The 22842-nt window shown below is 59.8% G+C and carries 15 protein-coding genes; 3 read left to right on the top strand and 12 right to left on the bottom strand.

What is annotated here, in order from left to right:
- Positions 1-12: 12 nt before the first annotated feature.
- The 6 genes from ACZO0A_RS01965 to ACZO0A_RS01940 all read right to left on the bottom strand — a co-directional run bounded on the left by ACZO0A_RS01965 (position 13) and on the right by ACZO0A_RS01940 (position 3868).
- Positions 13-627 (bottom strand): class I SAM-dependent methyltransferase, encoded by a 615-nt coding sequence (locus tag ACZO0A_RS01965; RefSeq protein ID WP_486845983.1) that lies wholly within the window; start codon positions 625-627, stop codon positions 13-15.
- A 110-nt stretch (positions 628-737) separates the two neighbouring features.
- A complete protein-coding gene (locus tag ACZO0A_RS01960) occupies positions 738-1316 on the bottom strand; it encodes a TetR/AcrR family transcriptional regulator (RefSeq protein WP_302375848.1) in 579 nt (192 codons plus the stop codon).
- Between the two features lie 333 nt (positions 1317-1649).
- On the bottom strand, positions 1650-1820 hold the full coding sequence (locus ACZO0A_RS01955) for a hypothetical protein (protein ID WP_302375847.1): 171 nt from the start codon (positions 1818-1820) through the stop codon (positions 1650-1652).
- Between the two features lie 73 nt (positions 1821-1893).
- Positions 1894-2529: a sigma-70 family RNA polymerase sigma factor gene (locus tag ACZO0A_RS01950; protein ID WP_302375846.1), complete on the bottom strand. Its 636-nt coding sequence runs from the start codon at positions 2527-2529 to the stop codon at positions 1894-1896.
- A gap of 175 nt (positions 2530-2704) precedes the next feature.
- Positions 2705-2884, bottom strand: coding sequence for a hypothetical protein (locus ACZO0A_RS01945; protein WP_294779821.1), 180 nt, complete (start codon positions 2882-2884; stop codon positions 2705-2707).
- Positions 2885-2905: 21 nt separating this feature from the next.
- Entirely contained in the window at positions 2906-3868 is a 963-nt protein-coding gene (locus tag ACZO0A_RS01940; protein ID WP_302375845.1) for a calcium/sodium antiporter, read from the bottom strand.
- 661 nt (positions 3869-4529) lie between these two features.
- Here ACZO0A_RS01940 and ACZO0A_RS01935 point away from each other — a divergent pair.
- Genes ACZO0A_RS01935 through ACZO0A_RS01925 form a run of 3 tightly spaced genes read left to right on the top strand, consistent with a single transcriptional unit; the run spans position 4530 to position 6396 of the window.
- On the top strand, positions 4530-4964 hold the full coding sequence (locus ACZO0A_RS01935) for an Lrp/AsnC family transcriptional regulator (protein WP_215690790.1): 435 nt from the start codon (positions 4530-4532) through the stop codon (positions 4962-4964).
- A 10-nt stretch (positions 4965-4974) separates the two neighbouring features.
- Positions 4975-5397 carry a zinc ribbon domain-containing protein gene (locus ACZO0A_RS01930; protein ID WP_302375844.1) on the top strand — a complete coding sequence of 141 codons (423 nt, stop codon included), beginning with the start codon at positions 4975-4977 and terminating at the stop codon, positions 5395-5397.
- 9 nt (positions 5398-5406) lie between these two features.
- A complete protein-coding gene (locus ACZO0A_RS01925) occupies positions 5407-6396 on the top strand; it encodes a glycosyltransferase family 2 protein (protein ID WP_291210973.1) in 990 nt (329 codons plus the stop codon).
- Positions 6397-6517: 121 nt separating this feature from the next.
- Here ACZO0A_RS01925 and ACZO0A_RS01920 read toward each other — a convergent pair whose 3' ends face one another.
- The 6 genes from ACZO0A_RS01920 to ACZO0A_RS01895 form a co-directional block, all read right to left on the bottom strand.
- Positions 6518-8590, bottom strand: coding sequence for an elongation factor G (locus ACZO0A_RS01920; RefSeq protein ID WP_215690782.1), 2073 nt, complete (start codon positions 8588-8590; stop codon positions 6518-6520).
- 245 nt (positions 8591-8835) lie between these two features.
- On the bottom strand, positions 8836-10053 hold the full coding sequence (locus ACZO0A_RS01915) for an AfsR/SARP family transcriptional regulator (protein ID WP_215690779.1): 1218 nt from the start codon (positions 10051-10053) through the stop codon (positions 8836-8838).
- Between the two features lie 122 nt (positions 10054-10175).
- Positions 10176-10937 carry a type IV pilus modification PilV family protein gene (locus ACZO0A_RS01910; RefSeq protein ID WP_302375842.1) on the bottom strand — a complete coding sequence of 254 codons (762 nt, stop codon included), beginning with the start codon at positions 10935-10937 and terminating at the stop codon, positions 10176-10178.
- On the bottom strand, positions 10934-11326 hold the full coding sequence (locus ACZO0A_RS01905; RefSeq protein ID WP_291210981.1) for a hypothetical protein: 393 nt from the start codon (positions 11324-11326) through the stop codon (positions 10934-10936). Before ACZO0A_RS01905 ends, ACZO0A_RS01910 begins: the two co-directional genes overlap by 4 nt.
- 6 nt (positions 11327-11332) lie before the next feature.
- Positions 11333-12127 (bottom strand): hypothetical protein, encoded by a 795-nt coding sequence (locus ACZO0A_RS01900; RefSeq protein WP_302375841.1) that lies wholly within the window; start codon positions 12125-12127, stop codon positions 11333-11335.
- Positions 12128-12150: 23 nt separating this feature from the next.
- Positions 12151-22803: a prepilin-type N-terminal cleavage/methylation domain-containing protein gene (locus ACZO0A_RS01895; RefSeq protein ID WP_486845979.1), complete on the bottom strand. Its 10653-nt coding sequence runs from the start codon at positions 22801-22803 to the stop codon at positions 12151-12153.
- Positions 22804-22842 lie beyond the last annotated feature (39 nt).

Below are 22842 nucleotides of genomic sequence, written 5' to 3'. Positions count from 1 at the left end.
AAGAATGACATATCACACCTCCGTTTTCTCACACTCGGCATAGGTCAGCGGGAATGAGGCTTTCAGAACAACGCTTTTCCGCACCGCCCAGCCGTTTTGCCTCAGGAAGCGCAAGTATTCCTCGCTCGTCCACTTGCTGTATAGGGGAAAGCCCGCCAGCTTCAGGAAAAAAGCCTTACTATTTCCGAAAAAGGAGTTTTCTGCGTGGGTGAAGGTTGGCGCGATGAGCACGCCATCGTCCTTCAGCACCCGATGAATCTCGGCGAGGGCTTTCTCCGGCTGCGGTACGATGTGCAGCGCGTTGGACACGATCACCACCTCGAAGGACTCGTCCGCATAGGGCAGGCGGAACATATCCTGCACCGAAAAGTACAGCTTGGCAGATTGATTATCCCGCTTTGCCTCGGCGATCATCTCCACGGAGGCGTCCGTCGCCTCGATATGCGCCGCCGCGTTTACGATGTTTTTAGCAATCAACCCCGTACCGGTGGCCAGCTCCAGCACCGTTTTGGCTTTCACCACCGGCCAGATCAGCGCATACATCTCCTCATACGCTGCCCGATCCTTTCGCATAAAGCGGTCGTATCGACCGGCATTTTTGTCCCAGAAGTTCTTGTGTTCCTGCATCGCTATCATTCCTTTCAATGTTAGGCTTGCCTAGCCGATACGTACAACCACACAGTTAGATGGTACTAACTACTGTATCTCAGAAAAGCCGCATCTCTGCGGCCTTCCGCTTATTTAAACAACTCCCTGCAAGCGCCGTACACTAACGTTTCCAGCACCTGCGGGTACAGTTCTCCAATCTGCTCCTTGTGGGAAACAGTCAAGATCAGTCCCCGCACCGTGGCGGCAGCTAAAGAGATGCCGCGATTCGGCACAAGGTCATATTTCTCCAAAAGCTGGCGGATGTGCGTCTCGTCATCGTGGTAATGCACGTTTTTGACATCCTCCGGCAGTCTCTGCAAAAGCAGCTTTGCATCGTTTTCAATGAAAACCATGTCGCCGGTATCAGACAGTCGCTGGCAAACGGCAAGAACCGCCTTTGCCGCGCGCTCCGGCGGCGGTAAGCTGTCAGCTTCGCTCAGTGCATAGTCAGCCACTCTGTAAAGCTCAGAGTGAATGTTCTCCAAAACCGCGAAGAAAAGCATTTCCTTGGATTCGAAGAATTTATAGAACGAGCCCTTCGCAATGCCGACCGCCTTCGTCAGCTGATCCACGGAGGTTTTCTTCATCCCCAGTGTAACAGCGCAATGTCTTGTTTCCTTCAGCAACGCCTTGCGGAGCTGCTCGGTCTCGTAATCGGTAAAAGCCAAGCTCGCGCCTCCTTAAATATGACCGTTTTAGTTCATTTGGTCATATTATACCGCGCTTCTTTCAGTTTTGCAAGAGGTGCGGGGATAAACTCGCTCATAAAATAATCAATCTGCGCGTGAAAAAATCTACCAAGAGCCGGACACTCTTGGCAGAAAAAATGTTTTATTTCAGTTCAGATGCACACAGTTGGCAAGACTCCGGTGGTCAGCTTTACTTCAATTTTTCGGCAACAACCTTACACCGTTTCTTAAAGAATGCGATTCCATACGCCCAGATATCATTGCGATCTTCGTTGCGAAGATACTCACTATATCTGCGATCATGGATTTGAGTCATGGCTCGTGCGCAAGCTCCATCCAGTTCAGAAATTCATGTTTATATATATCTTTTAAAAGGTACTCGCGATCCGTTTTGCGCACAAGTTCGCCGGGGTGATAGGTTTCCAAATACTGCATCACGGTAATTCGGCGGGCAGCTTCGATGTTCTTTTGGTATTTTCCCATGGGGGTGACCTCCGTTTCTGTATGCCCGGGGAGCCTTTCGGCTCTCCGGGCATCGTTTACATTAGTGGCGGCGCTATACATAGCTGCGGCTGATGCCCAGCGCTTGCGCCGTCTGCTGCTGGGTGCGCGGCCCGCCCCCAAAGCCGTACCGCATCTGCATGACCGCCCGTTCCCGGGGCGGCAGGGCGTCCACCAGCCCGCGCAGCCGGGCAGCGTCGGCCCGCTGCTCGCAGTCGGCTTCCATCTCGGCGTCATCGGGCAGGGTGTCGGCCAGCGTCAGCTGCCCGCCAGCCTCCAGCGGCTCCTGCAAGCTGACCTGCACCCCTGCCTTGCGCACCCTCCGCAGCTCCATACGGAGTTCGTTTTCAATGCACCGGCTCGCATAGCTGGAAAAGCGCTTGCCTTTGTCCGGGTCAAAGGTGTCCACCGCCTTAATTAGGCCGATGGTGCCGATCGAGATCAAATCGTCCTGGGCAGCTGTGCCCGCGTAGTATTTTTTGCAGATATGCGCCACCAAGCGCAGGTTGTGGCGGATCAGCAGATCCCGGGCGCGGGCAGCCCCGGCCCCGCCGCCGCGCAGCTGCGCAAAGGCCGCACGTTCCTGATCCGGGGACAAGGGCCGCGGGAAGGACCCACTTTCCAGATGCAGTGCCAGGTACAAAATATGCCCCGCCGCCGCGCGCAAAAACAAACCCAAAATGCCCAGCATACACACCACCTCGCACCAATGTATGCCGGGCCGCGGGCCTTTATGCTTCGGCAACGGGCCGCAATGGTACTGCGCCGCAAGCACAAGCAAATATGACCCCCGGCACGCCGTGTGCCGGAAAAACCAAACGTCCTGCCGTGTGTACCGCGGCAGGGCGTTTCATTTTGGGCAAAATTTATTTTGTGGCGTAGGCCGGGTTAGCGGCGCGGGTGTCGGTGCCGTAGACGGTTTGCAGCTGGGCAAAGGCCGCCTGCACCTCGGCAGGGACCTCCACATGGGCCAGGAAGTTTTTACCCCGCGGGCCGCAGAACGCCCCCAGCGTGTTGATGGCGGCGGAAAGTTCTTGCAGGTTCATAGGGAACTACCTTCTACTATATTACAGCGTAAACTGCACTACGCAAAAGGCGGCGTAGATGGCCAGCAACAGGATACCCTGGCCGCGGTTTAGCTTGCCCTTGACGAGGGCGGGCACGGTCAGAATCAGCATGACGGCCAGCATGACCGGCAGTTCCAACACAAGGCTGGAATTGATGCCGAACAGCGTGGAGTTCTGCGGGATGGTGAAGGGTGCCAGCGAGACGGACACGCCGCTGACCAGCACAAGGTTGAACACGTTTGCGCCGACGACGTTGCCCAGCGACAGGTCGCTGTGGCCCTTGGCCAGCGAGGTGATGGCCGTGACCAGCTCCGGCAGGGAGGTACCCAGCGCGACAAAGGTCAGTGCAATGACGCTCTCCGGCACACCGAGGGCCTGGGCAATCAGGGTACCGTTGTCCACCAGCAGGTTTGCGCCCACGGCGATCAGCACCGCGCCCAGCACCAGCAGGATCAGCGTCCTGGCCAGGGACATTTCCTCTTCTTCGGACGTCTCAGCGTCAACGGCGGGGGCGTTTTTCATCTGCAGCACGTTGACGACCATGTAGGCCACGAACATAGCCAGCATGATAAAGCCCATGACGCGGGTGAACTTGCCGAAAACATACGCCGCAATGCAGTAGATGGCCGCCGCCGCAAAGAAGAAGGCGACCGGGGTTTTCAGCGTTTTGGGATCGACCTTGCCGGGGCGCACGGCGATGGTGATAGCCGCAATGAGCGCCGCGTTGCAGATGACCGAGCCGATGGCGTTGCCGTAGGCGATCTCGCCATGGCCGGACAGCGCGGACATGGTGGAGACCATGACCTCCGGCAAAGTCGTACCGATGGAAACGACGGTCGCACCGATGAGCAGTTCCGGCAGGTGGAACCGCCGGGCCAGCGCAGAAGCACCGTCAACAAACCAGTCACCGCCTTTAATAAGGAACAGCAGACCGACGATAAACAGCAGTACAGGGATAAGCATAGGTGATTCCTCCGTAAAAAATGACGAGTGACGTCGGAATTTTTATTATAGCATAGAGAACGGTGCTGCGTCAAATGCGGTGGAGTTTAAATTGTAAATTTTGCAAAGGCTTCCCTCCGAGGGGCTGCGCCCGCAGGCGCGTGTCGGAGCGTAACCGCCGAAGGCGGCTCTTAGCGCGGAGACTGAAGCTGCCCGCGAAGCGGACTGAGGAGGGGCAAACCTCCAGCAGCAACCCATTTGCGGGCAATAGCGGTACACGCGCCCCTCATTCAGCCCTTTGGGTCACCTTCCCCCGAGGGGAAGGCTTTAGTTTGCTCCATATTTTGCACACATTGCCCGCATCTGTCCTATCTGTACAAACACAAAGGCCCGCAGGGGATACCTGCGGGCCTTTGTGCATAGAGGGGTGGGAAAGTATATAAAGGTCAGTGAATGTCTTGGTTGATTACAAATATTATTATAGCAAGTTTTCTTAAAATGTCAAATGTCATACTTGCATTTTGGTTTTCAAAAGATTATAATAAAACCACGATAGCTTAATTTTATTTAGCAGGCGCAGAAAAAAGCATACTTTTTCAATTTTGTTAAAGATAACAATGACTGTATACTTCACTTTATTTTTTTGTGCGCATTATACAAAAGAAAAACAAGGAGTCAACTCATGGATGATCTCGACCACAAAATTATACAGCTGCTGGCGGAAAATGCACGTATGCCAGTCAAAGACATTGCCCAGCAGGTCAATCTGACCAGCCCGGCTGTTTCCAGCCGCATCCACCGGCTGGAACAGGAGGGCATCATCGGCGGGTACACCGTGGTGCTGCGCCACCCAGACGCCCCCGCCCGGGTCGAGGCGCTGATCTCGGTGCTGGTGGACGCCGCGACCCGCGCCAGCTTTCTGGCGATGATCGAGCAGGAATCCCAGGTGCTGCAATGCTTCCGCGTGACCGGCAGCTACAACTTTATCATAAAGGTCAGCTGCACCGACATTGACGCACTGGAACACCTGCTGACCAAGATGCAGAAGATGGGTTCCACCAACACGCAGATCATCCTGAACACCCAGCTGGACCGCAATCTGACGCTGGCCGAATAACGAGGTAAAGATGTTACGTTACTGCAAAAACTGCGGCCTGCTGCTGCCGCACGACGCTGACCGCTGCCCCCAGTGCGGTGCCCCGGCCCCGCTGGCGGTACGCCCCGCCGCCCAGCCCGGTCCCGCCGCGCCGCTGTATGGCGCGCCCGACGACCGCGAGGCCGAGCCGATGGCAGAAGCCATGAGCCAGGGCGCGACCACCGGCACGATGATTTTGTTTGCCATCCCGGTCGTGGGGTTCATCCTGGCGCTGGTGTGGAGCTTTGGCGGCACCCACAACGAGGCCCGCAAGCGGCTGGCCCGGGCGCAGGTCGTCCGCACGCTGGTCGTGGCGGCAGCCGCGGCGCTGCTGGTGCTGGTGGCCGCGCTGGTGTTCAGCGCCGTGGTGCACAGCCAGCTGGCCTACTACTACGCCACCCCTTACTACCGCTGAGGAGACGCCATGAAAGCATCTGTTATCATCCCGAATCTGAACGGCGCGGGCTGGCTGCGGGATTCCATCGAGTCGGTCTGGGCACAGACCGAGCAGGACTTTGAGCTGATCGTCATTGACAACGGCTCTAAAGACGAGAGCCTGGAAATTGCCCGCAGCTACCGCGGCCGTGACCGCTACACACTGATTGAGAACGCCGAGAACACCGGATTTTCCCACGCAGTCAACCAGGGCATTGCGATTGCCAAGGGCGAGTACGCGGTGCTGTTCAACAACGACGCCTTTGCCGAGCCGGACTGGCTGGCGGAGCTTATCAGGACCGCTGACGCCGACCCGAAGATTTTTGCCGTCAGCAGCCTGATGCTGCGCTTTTATGAGCCGGAGCTGGCTGACGACGCGGGCGATTATGTGACAATTTTAGGTTTTGCCTGCAAGCGCGGCGACGGCCTGAAAGCCAGCCGCTACACCAAGCCCTGCCGCATTTTCAGCGCCTGCGGCGGTGCGGCGCTCTACCGCAAATCGATTTTGGACGAAATCGGCGTATTTGACGAACTGTTTTTTGCCTACTATGAGGATGTTGACCTGAGCTGGCGCGCGAACAGCCTGGGCTACAAGAACGTCTACTGCCCCACGGCCAAGTGCCGCCACATCTGCGGCGCGACGACCGGTGCGGTGCGGTACAATCCGTTCAAGAGCATCCAGAGCGGGCGCAACAGTATTTTGCTGCCCTACAAAAACCAGCCGCTTTTGATGCTGGTCATCAACTTTATCCCGATGCTGCTGGGGTATCTGCTGAAAGTTTTGATGTTCCGGCTGCGCGGGTTCGGCAATGACTACGCCAAGGGTTTTCACGAAGCCTGGGTCGCCCTGCCGAAGATACAGAAGCCGAAGTTCCGCTGGCGCAACCTGCCCAACTATTTTTGGGTGGAGGGCAGTCTGATCGTCGGGCTGTTCCGATATATTGTGTATCGGGTGCAGCGGGCGCTGAAGATTACCTGACAGGGAGATTCAGGCTTTGCCCACGGGGCGTCGAGGACGCCGCCCCCTACAACGCCATACAACAAAACACCTGCTGACCGGTCACACGCATACCGGTCAGCAGGTGCTTATTTTTTACGCTTTAATCCTCATCTGCAAAGTTGCCCAGCGCCTTGGCCTTCTCGATGACTTTGCTCTCGAGCATCTGGGGCAGGGTCTCGTACCGCACGAACTCGAACGTGTAGTACCCGCGGCCCTGGGTCAGCTGACGCAGGAAGGTGGTGAAATCCTGCATCTCGGCCATGGGCACTTCCGCCTCAACGACCTGCAGGCCGTCGTCATCGGGGTTCATGCCCAGCACGCGGCCGCGGCGCTTCGTGACTTCGCCCATGATATCGCCGGTGTTGTCCGCCGGGACATGAGCTTTCAGTGTGCCGATGGGCTCCAGCAGGACAGGGCCGGCCTCGGGGATAGCAGCCTTGTAGGCCAGCTTAGCGGCCATGATGAACGCCATTTCGCTGGAATCGACCGGGTGATAGCTGCCGTCCAGCAGGGTGGCCTTCATGCCGACCATCGGATAACCGGCCAGCACACCGTGCTCGGCCGCCTGGCGCACGCCCTTTTCAACAGCGGGGAAGAAGTTCTTCGGCACGCTGCCGCCGAACACGTTCTCGGCAAACTCAATGGCCTCGCCCTGCACAGGCTCGAACTGGATCCAGACGTCGCCGAACTGGCCGTGGCCGCCGGTCTGTTTCTTGTGGCGGCCCTGGGCCTTGCAGCTCTTGCGGATAGACTCACGGTAAGGCACGCGCGGGGTCTCCAGCGTGATCTCCACGCCGAACTTATTCTTCAGCTTGGCAAGGGCCACTTCCAGATGCTGGGTGCCCAGGCCGCTGATGATCTGCTGCTTCGTCTCGGGATCGACCTCAAATTTGATAGACGGGTCCTCCTCGATGAGGCGGGTCAGCGCACCGCCGACCTTGCCCTCGTCGCCCTTCTTGGCGACCTTGACGGCCATGCGGTAGCAGCTGATGGGGTAGACCGGCGCGGGCAGCGCGACGACGCGGGCCGGGTCGCAGAGGGTATCGCCGGTCTTAGCGGTAGCCAGCTTGGCGACCGCACCGATGTCACCGGCAGCGATCTCGGGGGTGTCGGTCTGCTTTTTGCCGCAGACAGTCAGCGTCTTGCCCAGGCGCTCCGGCTGGCCGGTGCGGGCGTTGATGGCGTTGCTGGTGGCGGTCAGCTTGCCGGACAGAACCTTGATAAAGCTCAGCTTGCCGACGAAGGGATCCGCCACAGTCTTGAACACGTAGGCGCACAGCGGGGCAGCGGGGTCGGCGGTGATCTCCACCGGTTCGCCGTTCGCCTCACCCACAGCGGAGGCGGTATCCGCGCCGGGCAGCAGCACGTTCATGTTATAAATCAGCATATCCAGTGCCTGGCCGTTGACGGCAGAGCCGCAGAACACAGGGGTAATTTGCCCGCTGCGCACGCCTGCGGCCATGCCCTGGACGATCTCCTCGGTGGTGAAGGCCTCGCCCTCGAAGAATTTCTCCATCAGGGCCTCGTCGGTTTCGGCGATGGCCTCGCTCATGGCCTGGATCAGGCCCTCAAAGCGGTGGCCGATATCAGGCACGTCGATCTGAATCTGCTTGCCGCCCTCGTACTTGAAGGCCTTCTGGCTGAACAGGTTGATGTAGGCGACAGTGCCGTCGTCCAGACGGACCGGCACAACGCAGGGGCAGACACTGGGGCCGAACTTAATTTTCATCTGCTCCAGAATCTTGAAGTAGTCGGCGTTCTCTAAGTCGGTCTTGGTGACAAAAATCATCCGCGCCTTGTTGTTTTTCAGCGCCATCTGGTAGGCTTTCTCGGCACCGACGGTGACACCGGAACGGCCGGAAACACAAATCAGCACGCTCTCGGCAGCCATGATGCCCTCGGCAGCGCCGGTCTCAAAGTCAAACAGACCCGGTGCGTCGATCAGGTTGTACTTGACACCCTCGAACTCAACCGGCACGACGCTGGAATTCAGCGATGCCTTGCGGCGGATCTCCTCGGGGTCAAAGTCGCTGGCGGTGGTGCCGTCCTCGACGCGGCCCATACGCTCGGTCGCGCCGCTCATGTACAGCAGCGCCTCGGTCAGCGTCGTTTTGCCGCAGCCGGCGTGGCCGGCCACCAGAATGTTGCGGATGTCTTTGCTTGCGTAGCCCATGGATCGTCAAACCTCTTTTCGCGCCGGGGCATTTCCAACTGCCCTGCGGCGTAGATATTCTTTGCGGCGGAGCGATTTTTGAACACTCCCGCCTGTTTGATACTACTTTACCACATTATCATGGAAATTTAAACAGTTTTTTCGGATTTTTTGTAAAAAATTTTAGGCAAAAGATTGTGGAAGGTGTAAAAAATCAAAAAAAGCCGCCCAGCCGCGAAACTTTTTTGCGGCTGGGCGGAAATATTTTACTGTTTTTTGCTGCGCTTGCGGCGGGCACGGCCGCCGTCGGGCTTGACTTCGGGCACGTACAAGCTGTAGCTGAGCAGGTAACGGCCATGGGCGGGCACGCGGTAGAACGACGCCTTGATGCGTTCCAGCGGGCTGGATCCGGTCTCGGCGGCACTGCCGCACAGCATGATGACATACTGCGTCTCGGTATAGCGGGCGGCCACATCGCACTGGCGCAGGCTCGTGTGGATGAGCTCGCCCAACTGGTCCACCATCGTGGAGGTCTCGTCGGGTTCGGCATCCTGGCCGGGGGCCACCGTCATGATTGCCAGGAACACCGGCAGGCCGTAGCGGGCCTGCACGCCGCGCTGCACGCGATAGGCTTCTTTGAACGTCTCGAAATCGCAGATGCAGGCCCCGGCGTTCTCGGTGTCGGGCAGAGCAGCCACCAGCTTGGCGACCTCGCCTTCCATATTGCGGTCAGCCTGGCGCATCTGGCGGTAAGCTGAACCGGCGCGGCCCGGCTCAATAGCATGGTGCAGGCAGCCCATGGCAGTACCGCGGCGGGCCAGTTTCTGGGCTTCGTTATGGCGGCCCAGGGCTTCCAGCGCGACGATTTCTTCCAGATACAGGCGCTCCTCGTAGGGGTCCAGTTCCAGGGCGTGGTTGCACAGCGAGATAATGCGGGTGCTTTCGCCCCACTTTTTGCAGAGCTCCAGCAGGCTCAACATGGCGGTGCGGTACTGGCCATGCAGCCGCACGCTGACGCCCTCGACCCACTGCTCGGACGCAGACTGGGGCAGCAGGCGGCCGCGGTACAGATCAACGATCTGCTCATACAGTTTAGCGCGTTTTTCGGGGTCCTCCTCGCGGCGGGCCTGCTCGGACAGGTCGCCGACCCGGAACACATCCACGGTGCAGTCCAGGTGGGGGTTCCACTGGTAGCAGCCGCGGCTGGTCAGGATGCAGTTTCGCAGCTCATCCAGGCCCTCGGCCTCGATCATATTGCGGAAACGGTGCAGGATGGCACGCAGCGCCATATCCGGGTTGCTGGACCGTTCCCCCGCCCACAGCGTATCGGTGAGGACTTTATGGGTTACGCGCTCCCCCCGCTGCAGCACCAGATACTGCACCAGCGCGGTAGTCTTACGCGACTGCCCCAGCACCGCCAATACCGGTTTGCCGTTGACGCGAATCTCGAAATCGCCCAACATTCTGATTTCAATGGTTGCCATCCTGTACCCCTCCTTATTTTGGCAGCGACCTGCTGCACGTCTCTATGTTTCATAGTATAACAAGCCGTCCGGCATTTGTCCAGTGGTTTGTCACATTTTGTTATAATATGGCAAAAAGTCTCTTATCGTTCTGAGGATGCCTTCCCATTCCAGGTGCCGGGCGCATACAAAATCACCGGTTCGCCGGGCAGCGGCACAATGGCCTTTTGGGTACACAGGGGGACATCATTGCCGCTGCTGTCCCGCTTGGCTACTGTGATGACCACCGTCATCGCCGTGATGCGCGGGGTGTCGGTGTCGTTTTCCTGTGCCCAGCTGCGGGCGTAAAAGTGCAGGTCGCTGATGTACAGCCCCATGTAGGATTCCTTCGGGTAGGCGGTGGTGTAGGCGTAGGCGATCTTCTCGCCGTCCTTCTTGTGCAGGGGGGCGAAATCACGCTGCTCCTGCTGGTAAAACCGCATATGCAGGTAATCTTTCAGTTCGTCGGCCTGGGCCTGGGTCAACAAGTCCTTGCCCTTGCTGTTTTTCAGTGCGGGTACAAGGTCCTTGTCGATCAGCTCCACATGGTTCGGGTAGACGCTGAATTCCAGCGCCGTACCGTCGCTGTAACTGGTCTGGGCGTCAAACACGCTGTCCAGGTTTGCGCTGTCCGTCGCGCCGTTTGTAAAGCGGATATAGCCGTTGGCGTCCAGCACCTCGCCGCGTATCGTCTCGATGAGGGCATCGGCCAGGTTTTGCGCACGGGTCTGCAGCTGGATATCCCGGTAGGTCTGGGCGCTGGGGCGTATCAGCGTGACCGCCGCCAGCGTCAGGATGGACAGCAGCACCATACAGACGATCAGCTCCACCAGCGTGGTGCCGCGCTTGTTTTGCAGCTGCTTCATGGCGTTGCCTCCCCTGCCTCCTTGGCGTAACGGTGGAAGGTGTGCGTCTCGGTGGTGGGCGTGCCGCCGTTCTCGCTCACTTCGGCTTGGGTCTCCACCTGGTCCAGTTCCACACCGTCCACGGTGAACGCCCCGGCCCCCGCGCCCGCGCTGAAGGTAAAGCTCTGCCCGGTTTTTTCAGTCTGCCAGGCGGGGGCCTGTTTTTCCTGCGGGTACAGCCCGGCGCAGAAAGCGTAGGCCGTCTCCCGCAGCGTCTCGGCCTTTTGGGACATGGCCCGGGCGTACCGCAGCGACACCACAAACATAGCTGTGAACATCAACAGCAGCATAAAGGAGACGATAACCTCGACAATGGTCTCGCCGCGCTGATTTTGCAATTTGTGTTTCATGGCGGCTCACTCCTGTGCTGTGCTGGTGCTCTGGCGGGCACCGCGGGTGTAATGGATGGTGGACTTATCCGGGTTGGTGGTGTCAAAGTGGGGCACAATGATTCGCTCTGCGTCCTCCGGTTTAATATTGATACTCGACAAACCGGGGCTGGCAAAGGAGTTTGTGCCCTCGCTCCATGTGTAAACCGTCGTACTATCGTCAAATGTGTAGCCAGACACCGGGTAGTGTACCTGCCGGTCATAGGTCACGGTATAGGCGAAGCTCTCCCCCGCCTTGGTGGCGGTGACGGTCACGTCCAGCTGCAGATCGGTCAGCAGATAGTCGTTGCTCTGCCAGCTGGTCAGTTGGTCGCGCCAGCCGCTTTTGGTGCTGACGGACTGGCCCACGCCGCTCAGGTTCAGCTTTTCAGCGTCCTCGCCCGGGCGGCGGCGCAGCGTGACGGTGATTTCCTCCGCACCGCTCGTGTCGGCATCGGCAGCTTTCCATGTGTAGGAGTAGGGCTGCGAGGGGCTGCCGTAGATATCGCCGCCGTAGGCCGTGGAGGTCATGAAGCTGTCATTCACGAACGCGGCGAAGGAGCTTGTGGGGGTGTTCAGTTCCCCTTCCAGCACGTCGGAAAAACTGGTGGCCAGCTGGTAGGCCTCCTGCTCCAAAAGCTGGCGGTTAGCGTTGGCCGTCAACACGGACGCCGCGTACACCAGTGCCGCAGACAGGGCCACAAACAAGGCACCGATGCAGAGCACCAGAATCATCGAAAGGCCCTGCTGGCCCCGCAGGATATCGCGTGCTTTTCGGCGCATGATGCCACCTCCTTTGTTGTAGTTTACCCGGCCTTGTCGGTCAGCTCCACGGGCTGGGGCGCGTTTTGCGGCTCTGCGGGCGTTTCGGTCGGTTGTGTGGTTTCGGTGTTTTCGTCGGGCGTCGGCTCTTCTGCAATCAGCTCGACGGTCTGGGTCTCGTCGCCGATGGTGACAGCCTCGGCGTCTGGCGTGCCCACGGTCTTGCCGTCGGCCTTGGAGTGAGCCATCGTCTCGACCTGGATGCTGGTGGTAAACTTTTGCAGGGCATCGCCGCTGGTGAGCACATTGGCCATATCGGGCAGCAATACGCGGTAAGCGGGTTCGCCGTTGTCGTTTTCCACGCCCTCCAGCTCGGCCACAACGCTGACCTGATAGTACGGTTTCGCGTTGTCGTCCTGCGTTACACAGCCACGGAGCCATTCCGGCTTGCTTTCCCAGTGGTCAACATCCGTCGTGTCCTTTTGGAACACAGGCATCACGCTCAGGTCGTACCAGGTGCGGGTCACATTGCCGTCGGCGTCCTTTTCGATTTGCGGGTCAAGGTATTTTTCGTAGTTGTTGCCGTCAATCGTGACGGTTTTCTTTACCGTCTTGATTTCGCCGCGCAGGTGCTCCGGCGTGCCATCGTCCTTCTTTTCCTCGCTGTCGGCATCATAGGTCCACATTTCAATCGTGTAGGCAGTGCCATGCACCGGTGTCACCGTGAACTTATAATAGTCGGTCAGGTTGCTGACTCTGCCATCGTCCGGCGTGCCTGTGGACGGATAACGGTTGGCCGCTTGCCATTGTACCGCAAAGCGGTTTAGCGTTATTTCGTCAGTTTTGCCGGTAGTGCTCGTGTAGGCATCACTGGCGTACAAATCGACCGTATAATCCACCCCCACCGTGGTCAGGCCTGCATGCGGGGCGTCCAGCTTGATGGCGGGCAGCTGCATATCCTCCGGCTTGCCCATATAGTCGCCCACATAGTAGTACCAGTTGGAGGATTCCATGCCGCTGCCGGTCTCTGCCATAGCGCGCAGGGCGGGCAGCAGGTAGTAGCGGGAATACTCGGGCTTCATGGTAAAGCCGTTACTCAGGTTGTAGGCCGCGCTGTTGCCGCTGCCGCCGGCGGGCGTGCCGCCGGCGGGCGTGCCGCCGCCGCTCTGCCGGTCACTTTCGGGGATGATGCAGATGGCGTCACCGTTTTTGAGCATTTCATTCAGCGCAGTCTGCAATGCAGCCAGCTTGTCTGCCTTATCCTTGCCCAAGTCAGCGGTAGTTTGCCAGTCATTTGCCAACGCGGCAATCGTCTTATAGTCATCCACATTTTTAAACAGATAGCCGGTAAAGAAGTAGCTGCTGGCCGTGTTGCCGCTGACTGTCATTTGCAGCGTTTCGCCATTCAGGAACTGCGCTTGGCTGGGCGCAGCCGGGGCAAAGGCCGCACTGCTCACCGTCGGGGCCGCCACGCGGGACTTCACAGCCTGCGGACCGCAAAGTGCGCCATCCGGGCTGTCAAAGCCGGTGGTGTCACCCGCCGCACGGTTGGCAATAACGTAGAAGCGCAGTTTCTGGCCCTGGTACTGCTCCATGTCGATTTCGGTCTGGGTGCCTGTGATATTCTCCCAGGTCTCCACGGTTTCCCAGGTGGTATCGGCGTTCTGGCGCTGGGCGTACAGGGTGTAATGATCCGCACCCACGACCGCAGGCCAGTTGATGCTGTATGTCAGTGCATCGGCGCTGTTTTCGTCATACAGGCGGGTAAATCCGCCGGGGGCGTCGGGGGCATCCAACCGGGTCTTGACGGCGTAGCTCTGCTCGTCCGCCAGGCCGATCTGCGCGTTCGTGTCGGACACGCGGGCCACATGGAGAATGACGTTATTGTACTTCCAGCTCTTGCTGCCCTCGGCCAGGTCGTCGTCCACGCAGAGTTCCAGCGTGTAGCGGCCCGTTGTGCTGTCAAACGTGACTTTCTTAGCCAAATCCACGCCGCTTGCCAGGCGGATGGTCTCCTGCTTGCCGTCGGCCTGCACGCCGTACAGCTCGATGGTGTACTTTTGCTCCGTTGTATCCGGTTTCGTGCCGTCGGTGGTCTGGGTCCAGCTAAAGGTGTAATACAGCTTGTTGGCGGCGCGCACTTCTTCCTTCGTCCACTGCTCGTCCAGCGTCGGGGCTTGCAGGGTGGTTACGCCGGTCTGCAGTGTCTTGACCTGACTGGGGGCAAGGACATCGTTATAGGATTTGTCTTTGTCGTTGGTATTGTACGCCTTGCCTACAAAGTACAGCGCGGTCATATGGGCGTACTCGTAGCCGTCGCCGCCTGCCTTGCGCACGATTTCCAGGCCGTCATAGTAGGCGACCGGGTTCGTGCCTCGCTGGGCAATCGCCGCCGTGACTTCCTCCTCGGTAGCTGCCCAACGGCTGTACGAGGGGCCGATGCCGCTTTCGACAGGAGCCGCGACGATTTTCAAATCCTCGTAGTCGCTGGTGAAGGCTTCCTTCGGCAGATTGCGGAAGGTCACGGTGGTGGCCGCAGCCCCAACGCGGGTCTGCTGTGCGGCCAGCGTGATATACTGGCCTGTCAGGCTTGTGCCGCTGGCCGTCGTCTCACTGTCGCCGACGTATTTGCCGACGAGCATGACGCGGTAGATGGGCTGGGCTTCCTGCATCTTGTTATCATCCCGCACAAACGGTGCATAGGACAAATTCAGGCTGATAGTCAGGTCATTGACCGTCGTTCCTGTAACAGTCGGATCTGTGACGGTCACATTGCCCTTAGCCGCCAGGCCGGTGTTCCACTCATTGTTCCTATCCGGATTTGTAAAGGGGCCGGCAATGGCGGTACGCTCGCTGAACTGTTCCGACCGCATGAACGGCGCTGTGCTGGTACTCGGGTTAGCAATAGCAGTCAGGGTTCTGATATTGTCCAAGCCGTTGGTGATGGTCTGCTCACTCTTGCCTTTGCTAAAGCTGCCGGAGCTGCCGCCCACATACTTAAAATCAACTTTCCACTGGTCATTGGCGATTCTGACATATTCGTCATAGTTTGTCAGCACAACTGTCTGATAGTATATGTTGCCCGTGCCGGTACGCTTGAGCCGTACTTCAATTTCCGGCTTGGGCAGTGTCTGGGCGAAGGTCTGCACCGCAGAATCGCGGGATGTACCGCCGCCCTTGCTGTTCATGGGGGTAATGCGCACGACAAAGTTGCCGATCCAGCCGTCGCGGTCCGGGTCGTTATCAAAGGTGTACTTCGTCTCGTAGACCATGGCCGTGTGTATGGGGGTGGCATCGGTCACAATGCCGCTTGCGTCGGTCTTGTACACTTCCAGCTTATAGTACATGGCCGGGCCGTGGGCGGCGTCCTGCTTCGGGGCGGTCCAGCTTACGAGATAGCGGCCATACACTGCACCGGTGCCGTCCTTAGTCTCCTCACTGCGCTGGATCGTGATGGATTCGGGGATCTGGTTCGGTTCATTGGCCTCCAACACATACTTATAATAATTTTGGATGACTTCATCGGTAATATCGCCATTGCTGGGGATGTTCTGGCCGCTTGAGCCCTTGATACTGTCGTTTGTCTCGGTAAAACGGAGCAGGATATTGCCCAACACATCGCCATCTTTTGTTTTCACTGTACGCTTCCATGTATCCGTTGCATCTACATGGATATAAGCCGTGTTGTAGACAACCCGGGACAGGTCATACGTTGTGTTATCATTCGTATTGTTTGGCACCGCCAGCATGGCAAAATAGCTGTTGTCTGTGGTGTCTTTGCCCAGGTTCAAACGACGACCGCCGCAGTTTTTGGTTTCCATGCTTTCCGTAAAGCGGCTGTCTGCACCAGACCATATAAAGTTTGTCAAATTGGTACTTGTGTGGCCCAACCAGCGTTCATTCCGGGCTTGCGCGTTCCAAGCGCTCTTGCCATCCTTACTATATGCGTCAATATAATAGTTATTTGAACCCTTGATGTTCTCTACGGCAGCAACGGGACTGTCATAGGCCAGCGGGTGCCAGTTATCACCGCCTACCAGCGAGAAGCAGTTGTTCAGCGTCGTAGGCTGCGTACTTCTGCCGCCGCCGCCACGGCTGCCGACGATGCCGACTATGTAGCCGGCGCTGGCGCTCATATTCGTACAATAGTTGCGGCAGCGGTCAATATTGACGATAACATTATCGATTGTAGAGCCGCGCGTATCCCACGGCCCCAGATAACCGAAAATACCAACCGCCATAGACTGTGCTTTGATTTCAACCGTACTGCCATTGACACAGTCGTATACATTGATGGTCATGGGGTCGGTCTTATCTGCCATCTGCACCTTGCCAAAGATACCGCCGATATCGTTCGCACTTTTATTATTCGTTCCCTTCATTGAGCCATGGTTCTGGCAGTGCAGGATATTGGCGGAGGTATTCTTGACAGGCGCATCAAAGTAGCCCGCGATACCGCCCATGGTGCCGCAGCTGTCCCAATTATCATTCATATTTGTCAGCAGGTCGCCGAAGTTGAAGCTGTACTCGATCGTGCCGCCATAGTCCGTCCAGTAGGAGACGATGCCGCCGATGTTGTTGGAACGGCTGTTGTAGACCGTGCCGTAGTTGACGCACTTGCTCAGCGCCCACAGGTCGTCGCGGTCGTTACCCTGGTGGCCGATGATGCCGCCGACATGGACCTCAATGCGCGTGGCCTTAGCGCCAATATGTTCATTTGTCGTGTTATCATCGTTTTTGTTGGAGCTGAGCCGTGTATACCGGCGCACCGCCGCGCAGTTGACCAGCGTGGTCAGGTCTTTGCTGGAAATATTGGTGCCGACAATGCCGCCGATGGTGGACGCCTTGCTGATGTTATCGCCGTAGACAAACCAGCGGCCGGTAGCGCTGTCGGTGATTGCACCCGCCACCGAGTTATAGCCGGTGATGCCGCCCAGGTAGCCGCTGCCGCGCTGGCTGTCATTGTTATCCACATTATTATTGCCGCGCAGCACGACGGTCAGGTCGTTGGCAGCCAGGCCCGCCTTGGTGGTGGTCGTCGTCCCCCACCGGCCGCCGGAGGTGGTCGCTTTGTTCTCGGTCAGGTACACACTGCCATAGCCGTAATCATCAGCGCCCACGGTATCCACACCTTTAAAGCCGGTGTAAGTACCGTCCGTCTTTGTCAGTTCGGCCACCATGGCGTTGATGCCTGTGTTGGCGTCGTCGGTGTTCAGGGGGAGCCACTCGTTGTTGACCTTGCTGACAAGTGCCTGCGCCTGCTGGCTGCCGCTGTTTGTGATGCTGCCGCTGTTGGAGCCTGCCACGCCTCCCACAAAGCCGTACCGCGCCGCAATGATGCTCTTGCCGTTTGCGTCGGTCGCCACATAGCTGGCGCTGATGGTGCCGTTGTTGCGGCCCGCAATGCCGCCTACGTGGGTGGCATTGTCCAGCTTCTGCGCGTCGGTCTGCAAAGAGCTTACGTTGTTGGAGCCGCGCGCCTGCAATACGATGGCCGGGACCGCGCAGCTCTGCACCGTGCCGTTGTTGACACCCGCAATGCCGCCGATGGTGTTGCCGTCCCTGCTGGCCGCACCCCAGGCAAAATCGCCGTCAGCCTTGGCGCTGGCCAGGCCCAGCGTGCCCTGATAGGTACACGTATCCAGGGTACCGTCGTTCTGGCCTGCGACGCCGCCCAAATTCTGATATCGTTCCAGTTTGTCGCCCTCGGTCACGCTGAGGGTGACGTTGGTGCCCTTGACCTTGCCCGCGTTGCTGCCCACTGCGCCGCCCAGGGTGACGAGGTTTGCGTTGACGGTCAGGCCGTTCAAGTCCAGTGCTCCCGCGTTGACGGCGGCGTTTTCAATCCATGCCGCGTCGGTCGTGCCCTCGCCCGGCTCATTGCGGCCCGCAATGCCGCCCACGATGGTGGCCGGGCCGTTGAGGTGCACCTTGGCGTCCTGCGCCACCGCCGTGCCGCGGATGATGCCGCCCTTGCGGTTGTAGGTCGCCACCGCGCCGATGGTGCCGCCGGTAAAGTTGATGGTACCGCCGCGGACCGTGCCGTTCTCGATCAGGCCGCTGTTCTCCGACGCAAAGCCGCCCGCCGCGCCGTTGGCGGCGGTGATGGTGGCCCCCGCCGTAATTTCCGCATTGCGGATGGCCGCACCCGCCGCGTTGGTGCCCGCGATGCCGCCCGCCACGCCGTTGGTGGCGTAGACTTCGCGGTTCGTATCCCGGCAGCCGTTAATGACGCCGCCCGCCGCGTTCTGGCCCGCAATGCCGCCCGCCAGCGTATCGTTGGCACGCACCGGGGCCTGGTTGTTGACATTGCGGATATCGGCATAGTTGATGCCCGCAGCGCCGCCCGCGTAGGTCGCAGCCGTGACCTGGGCCATCGGCACGCCGCCGGTGATAAGGCCCCGCGTGCTGCCCCGGGCGTTGTTGCTGCCCGCGATGCCGCCCGCGTAGGTCGTGGCCGTGACGGTGAAGTTCAGCTGGGTAGTGCTGCCCAGCGTGATGGTGCCGCAGTTGACACCTGCCACACCGCCCGCGCAGTAGGTAGCGACCACCGACGCGGCGGGGGTAGCGGCCTGGTCATACGTGACCGCCGCGCCGCTCATGTTGATGCCCGCGATACCGCCGATGACCTGATTGCCGCGCAGCACAACGCCCTGATCCGGGGCCGCGTTGGCGATGCTGCGGGTGTTGACGCCCGCGATGCCGCCCAGGTACAGGTAGCCCGCCTGCTGGCTGCCCAGCGAAGCGCAGGTCATGCCGCCGCTGATCGTGCCGTCGTTCCAGCCGGTCAGGCCGCCCGCCGCGCAGGCGTGGGCAATGTTGCCGTAGCTCGTACAGTTTTCCAGCGTGGTATTTTTGGCGGCAAAGCCGATGATGCCGCCCGCCAGGTAGCCGCGCGTCTCGCCGAACTCGTAGTTCTGGTTCAGGCTCAGCAGCTTGACGCCCTGGTACAGCCGGTGAGCTGTGTCGTCGGTGCCCATGCTCAGACCGCCGACGGCCAGCGCGTTGCTGCTGCTGCCGTTGACGGCATTGCGGACGGTCAGATTCGTCGCTGCATCGTTATAGCCAAGGATGCCGCCGACGTAGGCGTTGGCCTCGAGGTTGAAGGTATTGGTGAAGTTTTCAAGGCAGACCGCTGCGCCGCTGCTGGTCACGGCCGTGCTGTCGGTCAGCACATTATCGTCGCTGAAGGTGGGCAGCATGGCCGCATGGGTCACGTTCTGCGGCAGGGCTGCCAGCAGGCGGTTGTAGCCGATGATGCCGCCCGCCACGCCGTCCGCACGGACACGGCCCGCCGTGACCGTGGTGGTCAGTGCGCCCGCCTTGCCGAGGGTGTCCTGCACGGTGAAGCTGCCCACCGGCATATTTGCGCCGATGACGCCGCCGACGAAGTGGACGCCCTCGACGCGGGTAGCCGCCACGGTGGCGGTGGGCAGGACGGGTGCGGTGTTCAGGCCGATCAGGCCACCCACGGCGTCACCGTCGGCCACGATCTGGCCGCGGATAGTCAGGGGCTTGCCGCTGGTGTTGATGATGGCAGCGTTCCCATCGTTGTAGCCCGCCAGGCCGCCGACGAAGGTGTCGCCGTACAAGATCGCGCCCAGCGTCGGGGTGGCGTACTGATCCCAGGTCACGCTGCCCCTGGTGCCGTTATAGCCCACCAGGCCGCCCACATAATTGGCATACTCGGTGATGCCCGCGTGGGTGCTCAATGCCTGCAAAAGGCGGATGCGGCGGCTGTCGGTGGCATTGTCGCCGGACATACTGTTGGTGCAGTTGACAAGTTGCGCTTCTTCGGCCTGGGCGGCGCCGTCCGCGCCCCAGGTGGCGTCGTTGACACCGACGATGCCGCCGACGTAGGCTGCATTTTTGCCCAGGCCCGCAACGAGGCCGCTGTTGGTGCTGGTCTGGATGATGCTGCCGCTGCCGTTGACCGACACGATGCCGCCCACATAGCGGTTGCCGAACACATCACTGGTGTTGGCGGCGCTGTCTGCGTGGAGCGTGCTGCCGGTGAAGCCGCCCGCCAGGCCGCCGACAAAGCGGCTGCCCAGGACATAGCCTTTCTCGGTGCGGCTGTTCTGCAGCAGGATATTTTTGCCAAAGCCCACAAGGCCGCCGACGAAATCGCCCTTGAGGGGGCTGTTGTCGTTCAGCGTGCCGTCGCTGGCGTAGCCTGCATCCACCTGGCTGCGCAGGTCGGTCTCGGTCATCGTACCGTGGGCAGTGCTGGTGCAGTTGGCCAGCACGACATCCTGGGTGTAGCCCGCAATGCCGCCGAAGAACTGGCCCAGCACCAGGCTGTGCTCGGTCTTAGTGTTGTCGCCCTGATAGTTCACGCCCGCGCTGACCGTGCCGGTGCTGGCGAGCCTGTTTACGATTGTCTTTATCGTGCCGTCGGCAGCGGTATCGGTGCTGTACAGATTGCCCGCAACGCCGCCCACAAAGCCGCTGCCGGTGACATTGGCTGCGTTGGCAATGACCGTTTTATCGTCGGTTTTCAGGTTGCCTGCATCCAGCGTGCCGAACACGCCGCCCACGCCGACACTGCGCCAGCGGGTGGCCGTTTTCGTGTCGCCCGCGTCGGCGGCCACAGCGGTATAGCGGGCCTTTTCCCCTGCTTCGCCGGGTTCGTCGGTGGTGTCGGTGGTATCGTCGTCCACCAGCAGGCCCGCCACCGTAACGTTCTCGCCCACGGTCAGGTTTTCCAGCTTGGTGCCTGCATCGTTTTTGGGTATGGCAACGCCCACGAGGCCGCCAATGCCCTGCGGCTCGTGCTCGTAGTATTTGTTCGCAGCGTCAGGGATGCGAGTCTTTTCGGTCGTATCGTCGTCAAAATGCAGCGTGGCCAGCACCTGCGCCTTGTAGGCGTTGTTGGTGCCGTGGAGCAGCGTGCAGTCCTGCAGTGTGCCGGTGTTGACGCCGCACAGCGCACCCACGGCGCGCACACCGTCGCGGCGGGCGGTGTCGCCTTCCGGCAGTTCGGCTAAGTAGGTCGTGTTCGTCAGGCGGATACCGCCCTCGGGCACGTTCTGCCCGGTGGTCAGCGCCTTGATTTCGGTGTTGACCTGCACGTCGGCGTCGCGCAGCGTAATGTGGGAGATCGTGCCATTGTTCTCGCCCACCAGGCCTACATAGCGGTCCAGCGGGTTCTCATTCGTCTTGTCAACTGCCGCGACCGAATTGCCGCGCAGCTGCAAGTTGAGAATCGGCACGCGGGCCGTGCCGGCCACAGTCGTTTCGCTTTGCAGGGTGATATTTTCCCCCAGCGCGGGGATGGTGGGCCAGGCCACCGGGTCGGTCTGACCGGGGACCTTGGCCTCGGGGTTTTTGCCCACACCCGCCGCCGTGTAGACGGTGACGCCGCCGCCGGTCCAGTTCAGGCCGTTGGCGCCCATGCCCTGGCCTTTCAGGGTGTAGGTGGCTTTCGCATCGCCCCAGTTTTTGGCCCAGCGGACATTGTAAAGGTGGCGGAAATATTTCAGTTCTGCGTCGGTTTTGGTGCCGTCAATGGCAAACAGCGTGTTCTCGGCGTTGGAGTCCTCGCTCTTGCTGGCGGTGTAGCTGTCGGCATACTCGTCCCGCGGGGCAGCCTGCAAGCGGATGATGATATTCTCCGGCTCGGCCAGCAAGCGAGTGATGCTGTACAGGTCGTTGTCGGCGGTGCTGGTATCTTTCTCACAGGCGCGCAGCAGCGAGGCATCGGCCATGGCGTCCAGCGTCAGGACAAAGTTGCCCTTGTTGTAGCTCAGCGGATAGCGCATGGTGCGCTTGGTCTCGGTCCTTGTGCCGTCGGCGCTGTAAGTGTAGACGGTGGTTTCCAGTTCCGCCAGCACCTGCTGTTCGGTGTTGGGGCGCTTGATCTCGATGGAGAACAGCGGCTTCGATTCATCGGCAATTTTGTAGCCGGTCAGGCCGTTTTTCTCGGCCTGGTAAGCCACTGCCGTGTAGACAGTGTCCATGTCGGCCAGGTTGGAGTTGCCGCCCCAGCTCAGGGTCAACGTCTCGCCGTTGGACAGGCGCGGGTTCTTGACTTTCAGCTTCGTCTGCTGCAATTCCACCACGTTGACGCGGTCCTCGGCCGAGTAGTAACCCACCAGGCTGTCATTGCGGCGGTGGTCATAGCTGCGGTCGGTGATATCGGTTGCGTCGGCCACGCCGTCCGCGGCAAAGCGCAGCTTGTCGGAGTTCGTGTCATAGAACACCGAGTACACCTGCCCGCTGGCCCGGTCGATCTCCACGCAGATGGCGGCGTTAAACATCGAATCATCGTAGATATAATCGTCCAGCAGCCGCCGGACCAGCTCGTTCTGGCCCGTGCCGTCGGTCTTATCGTAGTACAGCGCGTAGATGCCGTTGTTCAGCTCACTGGCCGTGCGGCGGCGCACCTCATTCCCGGCGGCATCGGTGATGACAACATCATCGGTAAAGTGCGTGCCCGCCTTGCCCTGATCCTCAACATCGGCGCAGAACGCATCCAGCTCGCCCGCAGTATCCATGCGGGTCAGCGAGATTTGCGCCGCCTGGAACAGCGTGCGGGCGTTGGCCTCGTTTTTCTCAAACCGGGCCAGGCGGGTGTAGGCGATAAGGCCGCCGCCCACCAGCGCAGCCAATATGCCCATAATGGCCAGCACGACCATAAGCTCTACCATCGTAAAACCGCCGGTGCGCTTTTTGTTTTTGCGTTGATGCAGCATAGATGCTCCCTGCATATCTAAAAAATCCTGACAGATAGA

This window comes from Gemmiger sp., from assembly GCF_057431175.1.
The sequence above is the reverse complement of the archived record's forward strand: the minus strand, read 5'-3'. Positions and strand labels throughout refer to the sequence as shown.

What these genes read in the sequence shown, in the direction of transcription:
- ACZO0A_RS01965 (WP_486845983.1), bottom strand. Translation starts at nt 627, where the DNA reads ATGCAGGAACACAAGAACTTCTGGGACAAAAATGCCGGTCGATACGAC.
- ACZO0A_RS01955 (WP_302375847.1), bottom strand. Translation starts at nt 1,820, where the DNA reads ATGGGAAAATACCAAAAGAACATCGAAGCTGCCCGCCGAATTACCGTG.
- ACZO0A_RS01950 (WP_302375846.1), bottom strand. Translation starts at nt 2,529, where the DNA reads ATGCTGGGCATTTTGGGTTTGTTTTTGCGCGCGGCGGCGGGGCATATT.
- ACZO0A_RS01945 (WP_294779821.1), bottom strand. Translation starts at nt 2,884, where the DNA reads ATGAACCTGCAAGAACTTTCCGCCGCCATCAACACGCTGGGGGCGTTC.
- ACZO0A_RS01940 (WP_302375845.1), bottom strand. Translation starts at nt 3,868, where the DNA reads ATGCTTATCCCTGTACTGCTGTTTATCGTCGGTCTGCTGTTCCTTATT.
- ACZO0A_RS01935 (WP_215690790.1), top strand. Translation starts at nt 4,530, where the DNA reads ATGGATGATCTCGACCACAAAATTATACAGCTGCTGGCGGAAAATGCA.
- ACZO0A_RS01930 (WP_302375844.1), top strand. Translation starts at nt 4,975, where the DNA reads ATGTTACGTTACTGCAAAAACTGCGGCCTGCTGCTGCCGCACGACGCT.
- ACZO0A_RS01925 (WP_291210973.1), top strand. Translation starts at nt 5,407, where the DNA reads ATGAAAGCATCTGTTATCATCCCGAATCTGAACGGCGCGGGCTGGCTG.
- ACZO0A_RS01920 (WP_215690782.1), bottom strand. Translation starts at nt 8,590, where the DNA reads ATGGGCTACGCAAGCAAAGACATCCGCAACATTCTGGTGGCCGGCCAC.
- ACZO0A_RS01915 (WP_215690779.1), bottom strand. Translation starts at nt 10,053, where the DNA reads ATGGCAACCATTGAAATCAGAATGTTGGGCGATTTCGAGATTCGCGTC.
- ACZO0A_RS01910 (WP_302375842.1), bottom strand. Translation starts at nt 10,937, where the DNA reads ATGAAGCAGCTGCAAAACAAGCGCGGCACCACGCTGGTGGAGCTGATC.
- ACZO0A_RS01905 (WP_291210981.1), bottom strand. Translation starts at nt 11,326, where the DNA reads ATGAAACACAAATTGCAAAATCAGCGCGGCGAGACCATTGTCGAGGTT.
- ACZO0A_RS01900 (WP_302375841.1), bottom strand. Translation starts at nt 12,127, where the DNA reads ATGCGCCGAAAAGCACGCGATATCCTGCGGGGCCAGCAGGGCCTTTCG.
- ACZO0A_RS01895 (WP_486845979.1), bottom strand. Translation starts at nt 22,803, where the DNA reads ATGCTGCATCAACGCAAAAACAAAAAGCGCACCGGCGGTTTTACGATG.